Here is a 13,873-nt window from a genome sequence, read left to right on the forward strand (position 1 = left end):
GAGGCTCGCGCAGGATAGGTCGACGGCGTCCGGTGCGTGCAGGGGATACCGGGGGCGCGCAGGCCGCGCGCCGGCCTCAGGCAGGCAGCGGAGAGATGACGCCGGTGAGGGCGAGGATGCCGTGGACGACCGTCGTGATCGAGCCCACGTACGCGAGCGTGAGCATGAGACGCCGCGCCGTCGACTGCGCGAGGACCTTGGCCAGCCACTCACCCACGAGGAGCCCCAGGAGCAGGCACGCGCCGATCCCGATCCAGACGCCGGCCGGGAACGACGGGAGCACGGCCGTGCCGGTCCCCAGCTTGACCAGGGCGGAACCCGCGGCCGTCGCCATGAAGAACGGCTGGCAGGTCGCGGCGAACGTGCGCTGGTCCCAGCGCGAGAGGATCGCGTAGACGCTCATCGCGGGACCGCCGACGCCGGCCGTGACGCTGCCGAGTCCGCCGCCGGCTCCGGCCAGGACGAGCGGGGTCGCGCCGCTCACCTGTGAGCCCCCGTGGAACAGCAGCGCCAGGCTCAGGCCGAGCAGGACCATCGCGCCGACGACGATCTCGAGGACCGACGAGTCGACCGCCCCGGCCAGGAAGGCACCCGGAACGATCCCGAGCAGCGACGACGGGACGAGGACGGCGATCCGGCGCCACGACACGTCGCGCCACACGCGCGTGAGGATGAGCGCCGACGTCGTGAACCCGGCGAAGTTGACGAGCAGGACACCGGGCAGCGGCCCGACGAGGAGGACGAGGAACGGCGCCGCGACCATCGCGAACCCCATGCCGGCGGAGCGCTGCATGCTGGCGCCGACGAGCACGGCGAGCATGACGAGCGCGGCGATCAGCACGCGTCGAACCTATGCCGGGGCGGCGCTGCGACGCCGAGCCGACCAGCACTCGGGCCGCGCGGCGGAACCCGCTCCGACGTATCCGCGCGGGGCGGTCGTCAGGCGGGTGCGCCAGCCTCCTCGAGCTCGAGCGAGCGCGCGCACAGGTCGAGGAACGCCCCGAGGTCGGCGAGCGCCCGCGCGTTCGACGGGATGGCGTCAGTCAGGCCGGCGGACCGGATGACGACGGCGGCCCACTGGCCGCGCGAGATCGCCACGTTGAGCCGGTTCCGGTTGAGCAGGAAGCCCACCCCGCGGGGAATCTCCCGCGAGCTCGACGCGGCGAGCGTCACGAGCACGACGGCGGCCTCCTGGCCCTGGAACTTGTCGACGGTGCCGACCCGCACGTCGACCAGCCCGACGGCGTCGAGCGTGGTGCGGACGAGCGCGACCTGCGCGTTGTAGGCGGCCACGACGAGCACGTCGGCCTGGCTGAGCGCCCGGGACGCCGGGAAGAACTGCGGATCGGTCCATGTGCGACCCAGCAGCGACCGGACCTGCGCGACGACCTCGTCGGCCTCCTCCTGCGACGACGTCGCGTTCCCGCGGTGCCGCAGCGTCCGCAGGTGGACCCCGGGCGGCAGCCCGTCGAGGTGGCGGCGAGCCGTGACCTCGGCCTGCGGCAGCAGGGCTCCCGCGTAGGACAACGCCGAGACGCGTTCGCACAACGCCGGGTGCAGGCGCCACGTGCGCTCGATGAAGTATCCGTGGGTGGGGGGCAACGCCTCGGCGCCACCGGAGATCCACGCGAGCGAGGAGGAGTCGATCGGCTCGGCGTGGTCGCCCTGGCTCACCTGCGCCAGCTGCTGAGGGTCGCCCAGCAGCAGCAGGCGTCGAGCTGCGGTCGACGTCGCCACGGTGTTCGCGAGCGAGAACTGGCCGGCCTCGTCGACGACCAGGAGATCCAGGCCCTCCGCCTCCACCCGGGACCGGTTCGTGAAGTCCCACGCCGTGCCACCGATGACGCAGCCGCCCTCGATGCCGTCGCGGAGGAAGTCCGCGTAGCCGCCGCGCGCGAGCTCGGTCCACGAGGAGCGCGCGGGGGACGCGTCGTCGCCGCCGCTTGCGTCCCTCGGACGCTGCGGGGCCTTGCCCACGCGCCACGGTTCGAGCCCTGCTGCCACGACCTCGTCGAGGAAGTGCTCCACCACGGCGTGCGACTGCGCGACGACGCCCACGCGCCAGCCGAGCTCGCGCACGAGGCGTCCGACGACGCGCGCGCCCACGTACGTCTTGCCCGTTCCGGGCGGTCCCTGCACCGCGAGCGCGGAGCGATCCAGCGCCGCCGTCGCTGCGGTGATGGCGGTGACGTAGTCCTCGTCGGCCACGACCGGGAGCGACGTCGTGCCGACGAGTCGTGGCTCTCGCCGCGCCAGCACGTCGAGGCCCGGCTGCGCCGGGAGGCGCGGCGGGTCCGGCACCGGGCGGGGGGCTGCGTCGTCGGCGCTCGGCGGCCAGGGCTGCTCGGGCGCCGCGGGCAGCGTCTCGACGACGTTCTCCGCGAGCCGCGTGATCGCCGCCTTGATGCCGCGTGCGGGCGGCGGGGCACCGGGCGCGACGGCCATGGGCACGGCCGGAGTCTCGCCCGCGCCGCGACCCGCTCCCTCGGTCACGACCAGGACGTCGGCGGCGCCGTCGTCGGAGATGCCCCGTTCGACCACACGGGCGTACGTCGTCGCGCGGACGCAGCCGTCCGGGGCGACCATCCCCGCCGGGAGTGGCGGCGCGTACACGAGGAACACCTCCGCGCCGGCGTCCACCGAGCTCCCGGACCCGAGCAGCCCGATCATCTTCAGGACGCGCTCGGATCCCTTCCCCGACGCCCTCGGCGTCCAGTCGGTCACGACCTCGACCGCGTCCGCGACCATGACCTCGCGCGCGTCCGACCACCACTCGATCGGGTCGGCGAGCCGCCCGTAGTGCTCGATCCAGAACGGGAGCTCCTCCCGCCGGTGGTAGTCCAGCGCTGCGGCGAGCAGCGCGTACGCCTGGGCATCGGCGCTCCGCGCGTCACGGTCCGGCCCCGCGGCGGCGAGGAGCCGATCCGTGAGGATCCGTTCGGGGTCGGGCTCGGCCGTACCGGGTTCCGGCGCGGCAGGGGTGGGCTCGACGCCACCGGGTCCGGCGGGAGGTGCCGGCGGTCCGGCGGCACCGGGCGTCGGTGCGGGCGGTGCCGTCGTCGGCGCCGCGCGGTCCGCTCCCGGCGCCTGGCCCGCCGCGTCGGGCACCACATCGGTACCCGACGAGTCCGAGTCCGCCGCACCCTGCTCCGCCGCGACCTGCGCGACCTGCTCGGCCAGCATGGCGACGTCCGGCATCCCGGCGCCGAGCAGCACCCCGTGCTCGGCCGCCCGCTCGCGGAGCCACAGCGTGAGCCGCCGGGTCGAGACGCAGTCGTACCGGTTGTAGTCGGCGATGCTCTCCATGATCTCGGCGAAGCCGGGCTCGTCGCCGTCGGCGCGCAGGAGCGTGGCGCTCGCGTACTGGATGACCGAGTCCCCGCCGGAGGTCACGCCGCCGGAGTCGCGCAGCTCGGCACCCATGTACAGCGGCTCGAGCTTCTTGATCGAGTACGACCCCTGCGACACCACCGCGCTGTTCTTCACGATGGGGTACAGGTCCACGAGGACGCCGGAGGTGATCAGCTCCTCGACCTCGTCCGCCCCGACCAGGTGCCGCTCGGCGAGGCGCCGCAGCGCCGTCTTCTCGTAGTTCGCGTAGTGGTAGACGTGCATCCCGGGATGCTGCGCCCGGCGCTGGGCGACGTAGGCGAGGAAGTCGACGAGTGCCTGCTTCTCCTCCGCACGGTCGTGCGCCCAGAAGGCGACGTACCGTTCACCGGAGCCCTCCGGGGCGCGGTCCAGGGCGTGCGCGGGGTGACCGCCCGTGACCGGCTCCTCGATGAGGCCGAAGAGGTACTCGAGGCCCCCTTCCATCGCGCCCGAGGTCGTCCACATCGGGTCGCCCTCGAAGTCGAAGTAGATGTCCCCGGCGTCGGGCTCGGGGAGCGCCCGCAGGGCTGCGGCGTCCACCACCTCGGCCCGCACCAGCGGGAGGAACAGAGCCCGCTCGGGCGCCTGAGCGCCGTCGGGCGCCTCGACGCGCGCGCCGTCGACGACGAGCAGCCCGGCCGCCTCGGCGTCGGCCATCCGCTCGAGCTGCCCGACCTGCATCGCGGCCTGCCGACGCAGCCGCGCCAGCACGGCGTCGGACGTGCCCAGCACCGGCCCGGAGCTGCCCGCCAGCTCGTCCAGCGTGAAGATCCCGACCTCCTGCAGGCGCGCACGCTGCGCCGCGCGGATGCCGGAGATCAGCCGCGTGTCGCGATGCCGCTCGACCTCCCGCGCGCAGTAGTCGCACCGCCCGCACGCACGGCGCGAGAGCGCGTCCAGCCCGAGCGCCGCAAGCTCGGGCGGATCCACGTCACCCCGCCACTCGAGCCACGACGCCGGCACACCCCGCGCGTGGTGGGCGTCCAGCAGAGCCTCGAGGAGCCGGCGCTCGTGCCGGTACACCTCGAGCACGTCGGCCAGGTCGTGCTGCGTGCGCTCCCCGCTCCCGTGGTGCAGGCTCATCGTCGGTTCGACCTGCACGCCCTCCGCCAGGAGCTGGTCGGCGTACGCGGCCATCTGCAGCAGCGCGTGCGTGCGGACCTTCTCGGTGAGCTTCGTGTCGACGACGGCGTACGTCGCCTCGCGACTGTCGTCCTGCGTCTTGAGCAGGAAGTCGGCGCGCCCGTAGAACCGGCCGTCGAAGAAGGTCGCCTGGAAGACGACGTCGGCGCCGCCGGCGATCGCGGCGAGCGTCTCCTCCCGGGCGCGCGGGAGTGAGGCGCGGAACTCCGCGCCGGACCGCTCGACGTCGTCGCCGATCTCCGCGACCCCCCGACGCTGGGCCGGGTCGAACGAGCCGAACCGCGCCCGGTACGCGGCCAGCACCCGGGCCTCGTGCGCATCGCCCAGCCGTGCGGCACGCTCCAGCATCGCGTCCTCGACGACGAGCGGCTCCGCGAGCCCGAGCTTCTCGTCCGCCACGCACAGCGCGGCATACGGGCACTCGGCACGCGCGATGTCCGTGGGCGAGTAGATGAAGCGGTCGTCGAGCAGGAACACGGGGCCTCCGAGGGATCTGAAGAGAACGTATCCCCGGCCTCCGACATCTCCGCGCAGGCGCTCAGCCGGCGAGGACCTCCCGCAGCCGCGCCGCGAACGGCGTCGGGTCGTTGTCCGGTGACCACGCGTTCACCACGAACCCACCGTGACCGCCCGGGAACTGCGCGGCCCGCAGGCCGAGCAGGGCCGCCAGCGCCTCGCCGCCCCGGCGCGCCACGGTGCCCTCGCCCTCGCTCCCGGTGGCGGGGACGATCCGCACGCCGGACTCACGCAGCGCGTCAGCTTCTGGCACGAACTCGGGCAGCGTCCTCATGTTGGCCATCAGCAGGTCGTCCCGCGAGCCGTCGTCCTCGGTCGGCAGGCCGAACATCGCCGGGTCCGGCGCCGACTGGTCCAGGTAGTCGTCCGGGAGCGGCCCCGTGTACGACACGAGCTGGATGAACTTCGCCATGGCGGGGCCGTAGCCGTCCCGCTCGTACGTCTCGACGATGTCGGCCTGGACGCGGGCGACCGTCTCGCTGTCCTCGAGCAGCGACGTCAGCGGCGGCTCGTGGGCGACGAGCGTGCGGAGGTCGCCGGGATGCGCCGCGACCCAGGCCAGCGCGTTGAGCGCTCCACCGCTCGAGGCGAACACGTCCACCTGGCCGAGCCCGACCGCCTCGACCACGCGGTGGTAGTCGTCCGCGTGGGTCTCCGGCGTGACGGGGCCGCCCTCGGTGCGGGTGCTGCGCTCCATGCCGCGCGGGTCGTACGTGATGACGACGCGGTCGTCGAGCAGGTTCGCGAGCGTCGCGAAGTCGCCGGCCGCCATCGGTGATCCGAGGGCGAACAGGGGCGGAGCACCGCTCGACGTCGCCGGTTCGCGGACGTCGTAGGTCAGGACGGCGCCGGGCACGTCCAGGGTGTGGGTCGCGGGCTCGGTCATGGGTGTTCTCCTGTGTCTCGTGGTGCACCGGTGGTGCGCGGGCGCGCCGACGCCGGCGCATCCCTAGGTCGAACGGGAGCGGCAACGATCGACAGTGTGCCGTGCTGCGCCCCGCCGAACCTCGCACCTCCCGTCGAGCTTCGCACCCCAGGGTGCGAAGCTCGACGGGAGGTACGAGGTTCGCGGAGGGGGGCGCAGGGCAGGGCAGGGCCGGTAGCGTCGCCCGGGTGATCTCCCTCCCCGAACCGCCCCCCGTCGTCGTCGTGACCGGCGCGATGGCTGCCGGCAAGTCGACGGTCGCGCAAGGGCTCGCCGAGCGGCTCCCGCGAGCCGCGCACGTCCGCGGCGACGTGTTCCGACGGTTCGTGGTCTCCGGCCGCGCCGAGCCCGAACCGCCGCTCAGCGACGAGGCCACCGCCCAGCTCCACCTCCGCCACGACCTCGCCGCCCGCGTCGCCGACACCTACGCCGAGGCCGGGTTCGTCGCCGTCGTGCAGGACATCCTGCTCGGCGACGACCTCGCCCGATTCCTGGAGCGCCTGACGACGCGGCCGCGCTACGCCGTCGTCCTCGTGCCGAGCCCGGAGGCGCTGACCGAGCGCGACGTCGCACGCGACAAGACCGGGTACGGCGGCTGGGATCCGACCGACTTCGCCGAGCTCGCCCGCGCCACGCCGCTCGGGCTCCAGGTGGACACCACCGGCTGGAGCGTGGAACGGACGGTCGAGCACGTCCTCGGCCACCTCGCCGACGCCGAGGTGACGTAGCACCGCCATGCTGGCCCTGTGAACCTGCGCCGGACGCTCACGACGACGGACGCCGTCGTCGTCGGCCTCGCCGCCATGATCGGCGCGGGCGTCTTCGTCGTGTTCGCTCCGGCGGCCGAGGCGGCGGGCGACGCGCTGCTGCTCGCGCTCGCGGCGGCGGCAGTGGTGGCGTACGCGAACGCGACGTCGTCCGCCCGGCTCGCGGCCCGCTACCCGGAGGCGGGCGGGACGTACGTGTACGGCCGGGAGCGCCTCGGCCCGTTCTGGGGATACGTGGCCGGGTGGTCGTTCGTCGTCGGGAAGACGGCGTCGTGCGCGGCGATGGCCGTGACGGTCGGCCTGTACGTGTGGCCGGGACAGGAGTACCTGGTGGCGGTGGCCGCGGTGGTGGCGCTGACGGCGCTGAACTTCGCGGGCGTGCAACGGTCGGCGCGGGTGACGCGCGCGGCCGTGGCCGTCGTCGTCGCCGTGCTGCTCGCCGTCGTCGCGGTGAGCCTGCTCAACCCTGCCGGTGCGGTACCGGTGTCCGACGACGGCGCCACCGGCCCGCTCGGCGTCCTCCAAGCCGCCGGCCTGCTGTTCTTCGCGTTCGCCGGCTACGCCCGGATCGCGACGCTCGGCGAGGAGGTGCGCGACCCGAGCCGCGCGATCCCGCGGGCGATCGCCGTCGCGCTCCTCGTGGCGCTCGGGCTGTACGCGCTGGTGGCGGTGGCGCTGCTCCGCGTCCTCGGATCCGGCGGCCTGGCGCGGGCGACGGCGCCGCTCGTCGAGGCGGTGCAGGTGGCCGGAGCGGGTGGGCTGGCTCCGGTGGTGCGGGTCGCGGCGGCGCTCGCGGCCCTGGGTGCGTTGCTCGCGCTCATCCTCGGCGTCTCGCGCACCACGCTCGCGATGGCGCGCGACCGGCACCTCCCGGCGCCGCTCGCCGTCGTCCACCCCTCCGGCGTCCCGCGGCACGCGGAGCTGGCGGTGGGCGGAGTCGTCGCCGTCGTCGCCGCGCTGATGGACGTGCGCGCGGCGATCGGGTTCTCCTCGTTCGGGGTGCTCGTGTACTACGCGATCGCGAACGCGTCGGCGTGGACCCTGCGGCGGGCCGAGGGTGGGCCGCCGCGGGTGGTGTCGGCGGTCGGTCTCGGCGGTTGCCTCGTGCTCGCGTTCACGCTGCCGACGACGGCGGTGCTCGCCGGGGTGGGCGTGCTCGCGCTCGGGGTGCTCGCGTACGTGCTCGGCGCCCGACGGCGGCGCGCGGCCGCCTGAGCTCCTCGCGGCGGGCGAGCGCCCCACGGGCGCACCCACGCCTGGCCGCACCCGGGCGGCCGGTGAGCCGGCCAGCCGGCGACCCGGCCAGCCGACGTCCACGATGCGGCCGCCCGATCCCGGAGTTTGGGCGACCCGACACATTGGCGCAGCAGCGATCGCTTGTCATCATGGCGGCGTGAGCACCCCAGTCGCCCGCCATCCGGACGCCCGTGACCTGCGCCGTTGGCGTCGGTACCTCGCCGAGGAGCAGGCGGAGGCCGCCGTGTACCGGGACCTCGCGGCCAAGCGCGACGGCGAGGAGCGCGAGATCCTGCTCGCGCTCGCGGATGCGGAGAAGCGGCACGAGCGGCACTGGCGCGAGCTGCTCGGCGACGACGTCGGGAAGCCCGTGCGCGGCACCGCCCGCACCCGCGCCCTCGGTTGGCTGGCCCGCCGGTTCGGCTCCGTGTTCGTGCTGGCGCTCGCGCAACGGGCCGAGGCCCGCGCCGTGTACGCCCAGGAGCGTGACGCCACACCGCAGATGATCGCCGACGAGCGCATCCACGAGGAGGTCGTGCGGTCTTTGGCCGCGCGGGGTCGCGCCAAGCTGTCCGGCACGTTCCGTGCCGCCGTGTTCGGCGCCAACGACGGACTCGTCTCCAACCTCGCGCTCGTCCTCGGCATCGGCGCCACCGGGGTCGACCCGACGGTCGTCCTGTTCACCGGCGTCGCCGGGCTGCTCGCCGGTGCGCTCTCGATGGGTGCGGGGGAGTTCGTGTCGGTGAGCAGCCAGCGCGAGCTGCTCGAGGCGTCGACGCCGGACCCGCTCGCCCGTCAGGCGATCCCGCACCTCGACCTGGGTGCGAACGAGCTCGCGCTCGTGTACCGGGCGCGCGGGGAGTCGGCCGACGACGCCGCCGCTCACGCCGAGCGCACGATCCGCGAGTACCGCCCGGGCGAGCGCTCCGACAGCCACCGCCGCGGCCGCGACTTCGCGGAGATCGGCAGCCCGTGGGGTGCCGCCTTCTCCAGCTTCTGCTTCTTCGCCTCGGGCGCCCTGATCCCTGTGCTGCCCTACGCGTTCGGGATGAGCGGAGTGGCCGCCGTCGCCGTCGCCGCGGGCATGGTCGGCGTGGCGTTGCTCGCCACCGGTGCGTCGGTCGGGATCCTCTCGGGCGCGTCGCCCCTGCGCCGAGCCGTGCGGCAGCTGGCCATCGGGTTCGGCGCCGCGGCCGCGACGTATCTGCTCGGCCTGCTCTTCGGCACCACCCTCGGCTGATCACCTGCCCACCGTGTCTCGAGGGTCCCGTACCGGCCGTTCGGGACCCGCATGACACGGTCGGCGTCGGACATCGGATTCCAGGGTGTGTGAAGCTCCCCGCCCGGTCCGTCAGCGATCGAGCTGGAGGCGTCGCCACGACCGCATCGTGAGGGCGGCGAACACCGCGGCCACAGCGAGGGTCACTCCGAGAGGCGCCACCGCCGTCGTCATCCCCATCGCCCACAGGGCCGGTGCGGCGAACGGGAACCACGCGCCCGTGCCGGCCACGACGGCGACCTGCGCCACGACCACGATCCCGATCGTGGCGGCGACGCCGGACAGCAGGCCGCGCCCGAGGGTCGCGACCCATCCGGCCGGGACGACCACCGCGCCGGTCAGGAGGATGAGCGCCGCGAGTCGCCCGAGGTCCTGCCAGGCACCCGCGTCGGGAACACCGTCGCCGATCGCGAGGCCGACGACGGCGAGCGCGGCGGGTGTGGCGACCGCGAGCCCCACGGTGAAGGCGGCGTGCACGACGAGCTTCGCGAGGGCGGTGCTCGCGCGGGGGACGGGCAGGGCGAAGAGTGCGCCGACTGTCCGGTCGGCGAACTCGCGTCCGACGAGCCAGCTGAGCACGATCCCGAGCGCGAGTGCTCCACCCGCTGAGACGATCTGCGCGGCCACGCCGGTGGTGCGTGCCCAGCCATGGGCGCCGGCCAGGTCGCCGAGCTGCGCGAGCACCTGCTGGTTCCCGGCGTCGGCGGCCAGCGAGAGGCTCGTGACGAGGGCCGCCGTGCCCAGCGTGACGAGCGCGGCCGTCGCGAGTGGCACGCGCGACGCCGCTGCCTTGCGCAGCTCGACGGCGACCGCGGCGCCGAGACGGCGCGCCTTCATCGCGAGGCTCGCTGGTCGTCGTCGTGCACGATGGCGAAGAACTCCCGCTCGATGTCGAGACCGCGCGGGTCGAGCGCGCCGACGACGCGTCCGCGGTTGATGACCGTGATCCTGTCGGCGATCCGCGCCACCTCGTCGAGGTGATGGCTCGAGACGAGCACGGCCGCGCCGACCGCCACCCGGCGCAGGAGCGTCTCGCGCAGGAGGACGACGCCGGACGGGTCGAGCGTGTTCGTCGGCTCGTCGAGCACCACGAGGGCGGGGTCGTGCACGAGCGCCCCGGCGAGAGCGAGTCGTTGCCTGTTCCCGTCGGAGAGCCGGCTCGTGCGCACCCGCGCGTACCGGGCGAGGTCCAGCTCGTCGAGCAGCCGGTCGACGGCGTCCCCCGCGCGGGCGCCGGCCAGGCCGTGCCACCGCGCTGCCGCGAGCAGGTTCGAGCGGAGGGTGAGCTCGGCGTACGTCGCGGCGCCCGCCACAACATGCCCGACGGCGTCCCACCGGGCCGCCGCCGCGTCGGCGCCGAAGACCCGGACCGTTCCCGATGTCGGGCGCAGCATGCCGAGGACGGCCTTCATGAGCGTCGTCTTCCCGGCTCCGTTCAGGCCGACGAGGGCATGTACGGACCCCGGTGCGACGTCGAGATCGATCCCGTGGAGCCCAGCCCCGCCCGGGAACGTGCGCACGAGGTCGCGCACCTGGAGTGGGAGGTCAGCCATCGGCGTGCTCCAACGTGTCGAGGGCGATGGTGACGGCGTCGGCGAGGCTGCGACCGTCGGCGCTGGCCCAGGCGTACAGCGCGGCGGTCAGCGCCGCGATGACGGCGGCGGCCGCTACCTGGGCCGCGAGGGGTTCGGCGCCGCCGGCGAGCAGGCCGTCGGCGATCACCCGCTCCGTCTCGGCGTTGTTGCGCGAGACGGCGCCCCGGAGCGACGGCGTGGCGGCGACGATGCGCACGCGCCGCCGGGTGTGCTCGTCCTCGGGTTCGGGGACATGGGCCCACGCCCGCCGGAGACCCCGGACGGCGCGGACCAGGGGAGGGAGTGACAGCGGTTCTGCGGCGACGGCGTCGGCGATCGCCGGGTCGTACGGGTCGTCCAGCAGCACGTTCTCCTTGGCGGCGAAGTGGCGGAAGAACGTCATGGGTGTGACGCCGGCGTCGACGGCGATCTGGGCGACGCTCGTGGCGTCGTAGCCCTGGCGCTCGAACAGGTCGAGAGCGCTGCGTTGGAGCGCCTCGCGGGTGCGGAGCCGGCGGGTCATGGACGTGGTCACGCACCCAATGTTAGTCACTAACATCCGAGCCCGGGGACCTCTCCCCATCGATGCGGGTGCGGGATCCGCGGCGTCGGCGACACAATCCCCGCATGCGGCCACCACGAACCCGAGGGCGCAGCGCGGCGGTCCTGCTCGCGGCGCTCGCCGTCGTCGGCCTGCCTGCCTGCAGCCTGCTCGCCCCGGAGGAGCCGGTCGGCCCGGTCACCGTGTGCAGCACGGACCCTGCGCCGACGGCCGGTGAGCCCGGCGACGCCGAGATCCTCCTGCGTGCCGGGTTCCTCGTCCCGGGTGGCCCGCCGCGCTACGTGGTGTACACCGACGGATCCGTGTTCCTCGTCGGGGCGCCCGAGCTCGACGGCGACGCGGCCGGGGACGCGGGCGGTGCCCACGCCGTCGTCGCGCCCGTCCCGGCGATGGCACCCGTGCCGCAGACCGACGTCTCCGAGACGGCTTACGCCGGCGCGCTCCCGGAGTGTGCGCTCGACCAGCTCGTCGAGCAGGGCGATGACCTCGCCGGCATGGTCGAGCGCCTCGGCGGCGATCTCGGCCAGCCGATGATCACGGACAGCGGGTCGCCGTGGCTCGAGTACCGCTCCTCCGACGGCGAGGTGATCGTTGCCTCCGCCTACGCGCTCGGGCACGACGATCTCGACGGTGTGAACCGCGAGCAGCGCCGCGCACGCGAGCTCATGACCGCCCTGGGTGACCTCGTGCAGGTGAACGCGACGGCACTGGAACCGACGACCGTCGTACGGCTGGAGGTGCATTCCTTCACCTCGGGGTCGGCCCCCGAGATCGACTGGCCGATCGACACCCCGTTGGACGAGATCATCGGCGAGAGCGGCTGCGGCGCGGTGTCCGGGCAGGAGGCGGCCGACCTGATCGAGGCGGAGAGCACCGGGCACACCTTCACGGCGAACGGCGGCTACCTCTCGCTCAACGTCCTCGCACCCGGCGAGCCGGCCTGCTCATGACCCGGCGTCCGGCGGCCCGCGCCGCTCGGATCGGCGCTGCGATGACGACGGCGGCGCTCGCCGTCGTCGGCCTGCCCGCCTGCAGCCTGATCGCGCCGGGCGATCCGATCGGCCCCGTCACGGTGTGCGGGACGGAGCCGGCACCAGGAGCGGGGGATCCGGGCGACGCCGAGATCCTCCTGCGCGCCGGCTTCCTGATCCCCGGCGGGCCGCCGCGGTACGTCGTGTACACCGACGGGGCGGTGTTCCTGGTCGGGCTGCCGGAGGCGGACGCGGACGCCGCGGCGGTCGATGCGCCCGACGGTGCCGTGGCCGCAGCCGCGCCGGCGCTCGCCGTGGCGCCGGTCCCGCAGAGCGACCTCGACGAGGGCGCCTATGCCGGTGCCCTCCCCCGGTGCGCTCTGGACCAGCTGGAGGAGTACGGCGACGAGCTCGCCGGTCTGGTGGAGCGGCTCGGCGGCGAGCTGGGAGCGCCGACGATCACCGACCAGGGCACATCCGAGCTGGAGTACCGGCCGCCCGACGGCGAGCCGGTCGTGGCGTCCGCGTACGCGCTCGGCGAGGAGCACGGGACCGAGGGCGTCGACCGCGAGCAGCGTCGCGCGCGGGAGCTCATGGTCGCGCTGGCCGAGGTCGTGCACGTGAACGCGACAGCGCTCGGGGCGGTGCGGGTCGACCACGTGGAGGTCCACGCCTACGCCGACGACGCCGACCAGGTCGACTGGCCGCTCGAGACCCCGCTCGCGGAGATCGTCGAGATCGGCGACTGCGGCGAGCTCACCGGCGCCGATGCTGCGGCTCTGGTCGAGGCGGAAGGTGCCGACCACGACTTCACGCCGAACGGAGGGTACGTCTCGATCAACGTGCTGGCGCCCGGAGAGTCGGCCTGCACCTGACGCAGGTGCCGGCGCCCAGGGCGGCCGCGGGGTCGAGGCTCACGCCCGGACCCTGCCACGTGCGCCGCGGACGTTCCCGACCCACGCCACGAGCGCTCCGATCGCCACGATCGCGACGGCGACCGCCACGCACCATCCGGCGACGGCGGCATACCCCTGTTCGCGCGGGTCGAGGAACGGGTACGGGTACCAGCCGACGATCGGCCCGCGGATCAGCGTGTAGACGAGGTAGACCGCCGGGAACACCAGCCACCACGCGACGTCTCGCACCGCGAGGCGGCGCGCCGGGGGAGCGAGGAGCCACTCGAGCGTCACGAGGATCGGGACGACGAAGTGCAGCACCCAGTTGGCGTACGACGGCGTCTGCACGTCGACGCCGCGCAGCAGCAGCCCGTACACCACGAACGTCACGACGAGGTAGGTCGCGGCGGCGCCGCGCACGACGTCGGGCACCGGCCGGAAGATCCCGATCCCGAGCACGACGGCGCCGAGCACGTTCGAGAGCACGGTGAAGTAGGAGAAGTGGTTCGCCGGGTTGAACGCCTCGCCGATGAGGACGATCAGGTAGATCTCCGCCGAGAGCACCAGCGCGACGACGACGGCGCGCAGCACCGTCACGAGGACGTTCGGCCTGGTCCGGGCTTCCGTCACGA

Annotated in this window: 12 protein-coding genes; 5 read left to right on the forward strand and 7 right to left on the reverse strand. The window is 74.3% G+C overall.

Annotated features, from left to right (window positions below):
- Positions 1-76 precede the first annotated feature (76 nt).
- From BCAV_RS01250 to BCAV_RS01260, 3 genes are all read right to left on the reverse strand, one after another.
- Complete coding sequence (locus BCAV_RS01250; RefSeq protein ID WP_012725294.1) at positions 77-841, reverse strand: sulfite exporter TauE/SafE family protein; 765 nt, start codon at positions 839-841, stop codon at positions 77-79.
- A 98-nt stretch (positions 842-939) separates the two neighbouring features.
- Entirely contained in the window at positions 940-4,992 is a 4,053-nt protein-coding gene (locus BCAV_RS01255) for a TM0106 family RecB-like putative nuclease (RefSeq protein ID WP_012725295.1), read from the reverse strand.
- 61 nt (positions 4,993-5,053) lie between these two features.
- Positions 5,054-5,917: an alpha/beta fold hydrolase gene (locus BCAV_RS01260; RefSeq protein WP_012725296.1), complete on the reverse strand. Its 864-nt coding sequence runs from the start codon at positions 5,915-5,917 to the stop codon at positions 5,054-5,056.
- A gap of 227 nt (positions 5,918-6,144) precedes the next feature.
- Here BCAV_RS01260 and BCAV_RS01265 point away from each other — a divergent pair, with 227 nt between their 5' ends.
- The 3 genes from BCAV_RS01265 to BCAV_RS01275 all read left to right on the forward strand — a co-directional run bounded on the left by BCAV_RS01265 (position 6,145) and on the right by BCAV_RS01275 (position 9,199).
- Positions 6,145-6,684 (forward strand): AAA family ATPase, encoded by a 540-nt coding sequence (locus tag BCAV_RS01265; protein ID WP_012725297.1) that lies wholly within the window; start codon positions 6,145-6,147, stop codon positions 6,682-6,684.
- Between the two features lie 18 nt (positions 6,685-6,702).
- Positions 6,703-7,938 (forward strand): APC family permease, encoded by a 1,236-nt coding sequence (locus BCAV_RS01270; protein WP_012725298.1) that lies wholly within the window; start codon positions 6,703-6,705, stop codon positions 7,936-7,938.
- 178 nt (positions 7,939-8,116) lie between these two features.
- On the forward strand, positions 8,117-9,199 hold the full coding sequence (locus BCAV_RS01275; RefSeq protein ID WP_012725299.1) for a VIT1/CCC1 transporter family protein: 1,083 nt from the start codon (positions 8,117-8,119) through the stop codon (positions 9,197-9,199).
- Positions 9,200-9,310: 111 nt separating this feature from the next.
- On the opposite strand, the gene BCAV_RS01280 is transcribed toward BCAV_RS01275, so the two are convergent.
- Genes BCAV_RS01280 through BCAV_RS01290 form a run of 3 tightly spaced genes read right to left on the reverse strand, consistent with a single transcriptional unit; the run spans position 9,311 to position 11,347 of the window.
- Positions 9,311-10,075 carry an ABC transporter permease gene (locus BCAV_RS01280; protein WP_012725300.1) on the reverse strand — a complete coding sequence of 255 codons (765 nt, stop codon included), beginning with the start codon at positions 10,073-10,075 and terminating at the stop codon, positions 9,311-9,313.
- Positions 10,072-10,791 carry an ABC transporter ATP-binding protein gene (locus tag BCAV_RS01285; protein WP_012725301.1) on the reverse strand — a complete coding sequence of 240 codons (720 nt, stop codon included), beginning with the start codon at positions 10,789-10,791 and terminating at the stop codon, positions 10,072-10,074. The genes BCAV_RS01280 and BCAV_RS01285 overlap by 4 nt, the downstream gene beginning before the upstream one ends.
- Positions 10,784-11,347 carry a TetR/AcrR family transcriptional regulator gene (locus tag BCAV_RS01290; RefSeq protein WP_222836667.1) on the reverse strand — a complete coding sequence of 188 codons (564 nt, stop codon included), beginning with the start codon at positions 11,345-11,347 and terminating at the stop codon, positions 10,784-10,786. Before BCAV_RS01290 ends, BCAV_RS01285 begins: the two co-directional genes overlap by 8 nt.
- Before the next feature lie 92 nt (positions 11,348-11,439).
- Between BCAV_RS01290 and BCAV_RS01295 the strand changes: the two genes are divergently transcribed.
- The gene (locus BCAV_RS01295; protein ID WP_012725303.1) at positions 11,440-12,324 is read left to right on the forward strand and encodes a hypothetical protein; all 885 of its coding nucleotides are present in this window, start codon (positions 11,440-11,442) and stop codon (positions 12,322-12,324) included.
- Positions 12,321-13,220 carry a hypothetical protein gene (locus BCAV_RS01300; RefSeq protein WP_012725304.1) on the forward strand — a complete coding sequence of 300 codons (900 nt, stop codon included), beginning with the start codon at positions 12,321-12,323 and terminating at the stop codon, positions 13,218-13,220. Before BCAV_RS01295 ends, BCAV_RS01300 begins: the two co-directional genes overlap by 4 nt.
- Before the next feature lie 39 nt (positions 13,221-13,259).
- Here BCAV_RS01300 and BCAV_RS01305 read toward each other — a convergent pair whose 3' ends face one another.
- Positions 13,260-13,871: a Pr6Pr family membrane protein gene (locus BCAV_RS01305; RefSeq protein WP_012725305.1), complete on the reverse strand. Its 612-nt coding sequence runs from the start codon at positions 13,869-13,871 to the stop codon at positions 13,260-13,262.
- Positions 13,872-13,873: the final 2 nt, after the last annotated feature.

It is taken from the genome of Beutenbergia cavernae DSM 12333 (assembly GCF_000023105.1).
Taxonomy (GTDB): domain Bacteria; phylum Actinomycetota; class Actinomycetes; order Actinomycetales; family Beutenbergiaceae; genus Beutenbergia; species Beutenbergia cavernae.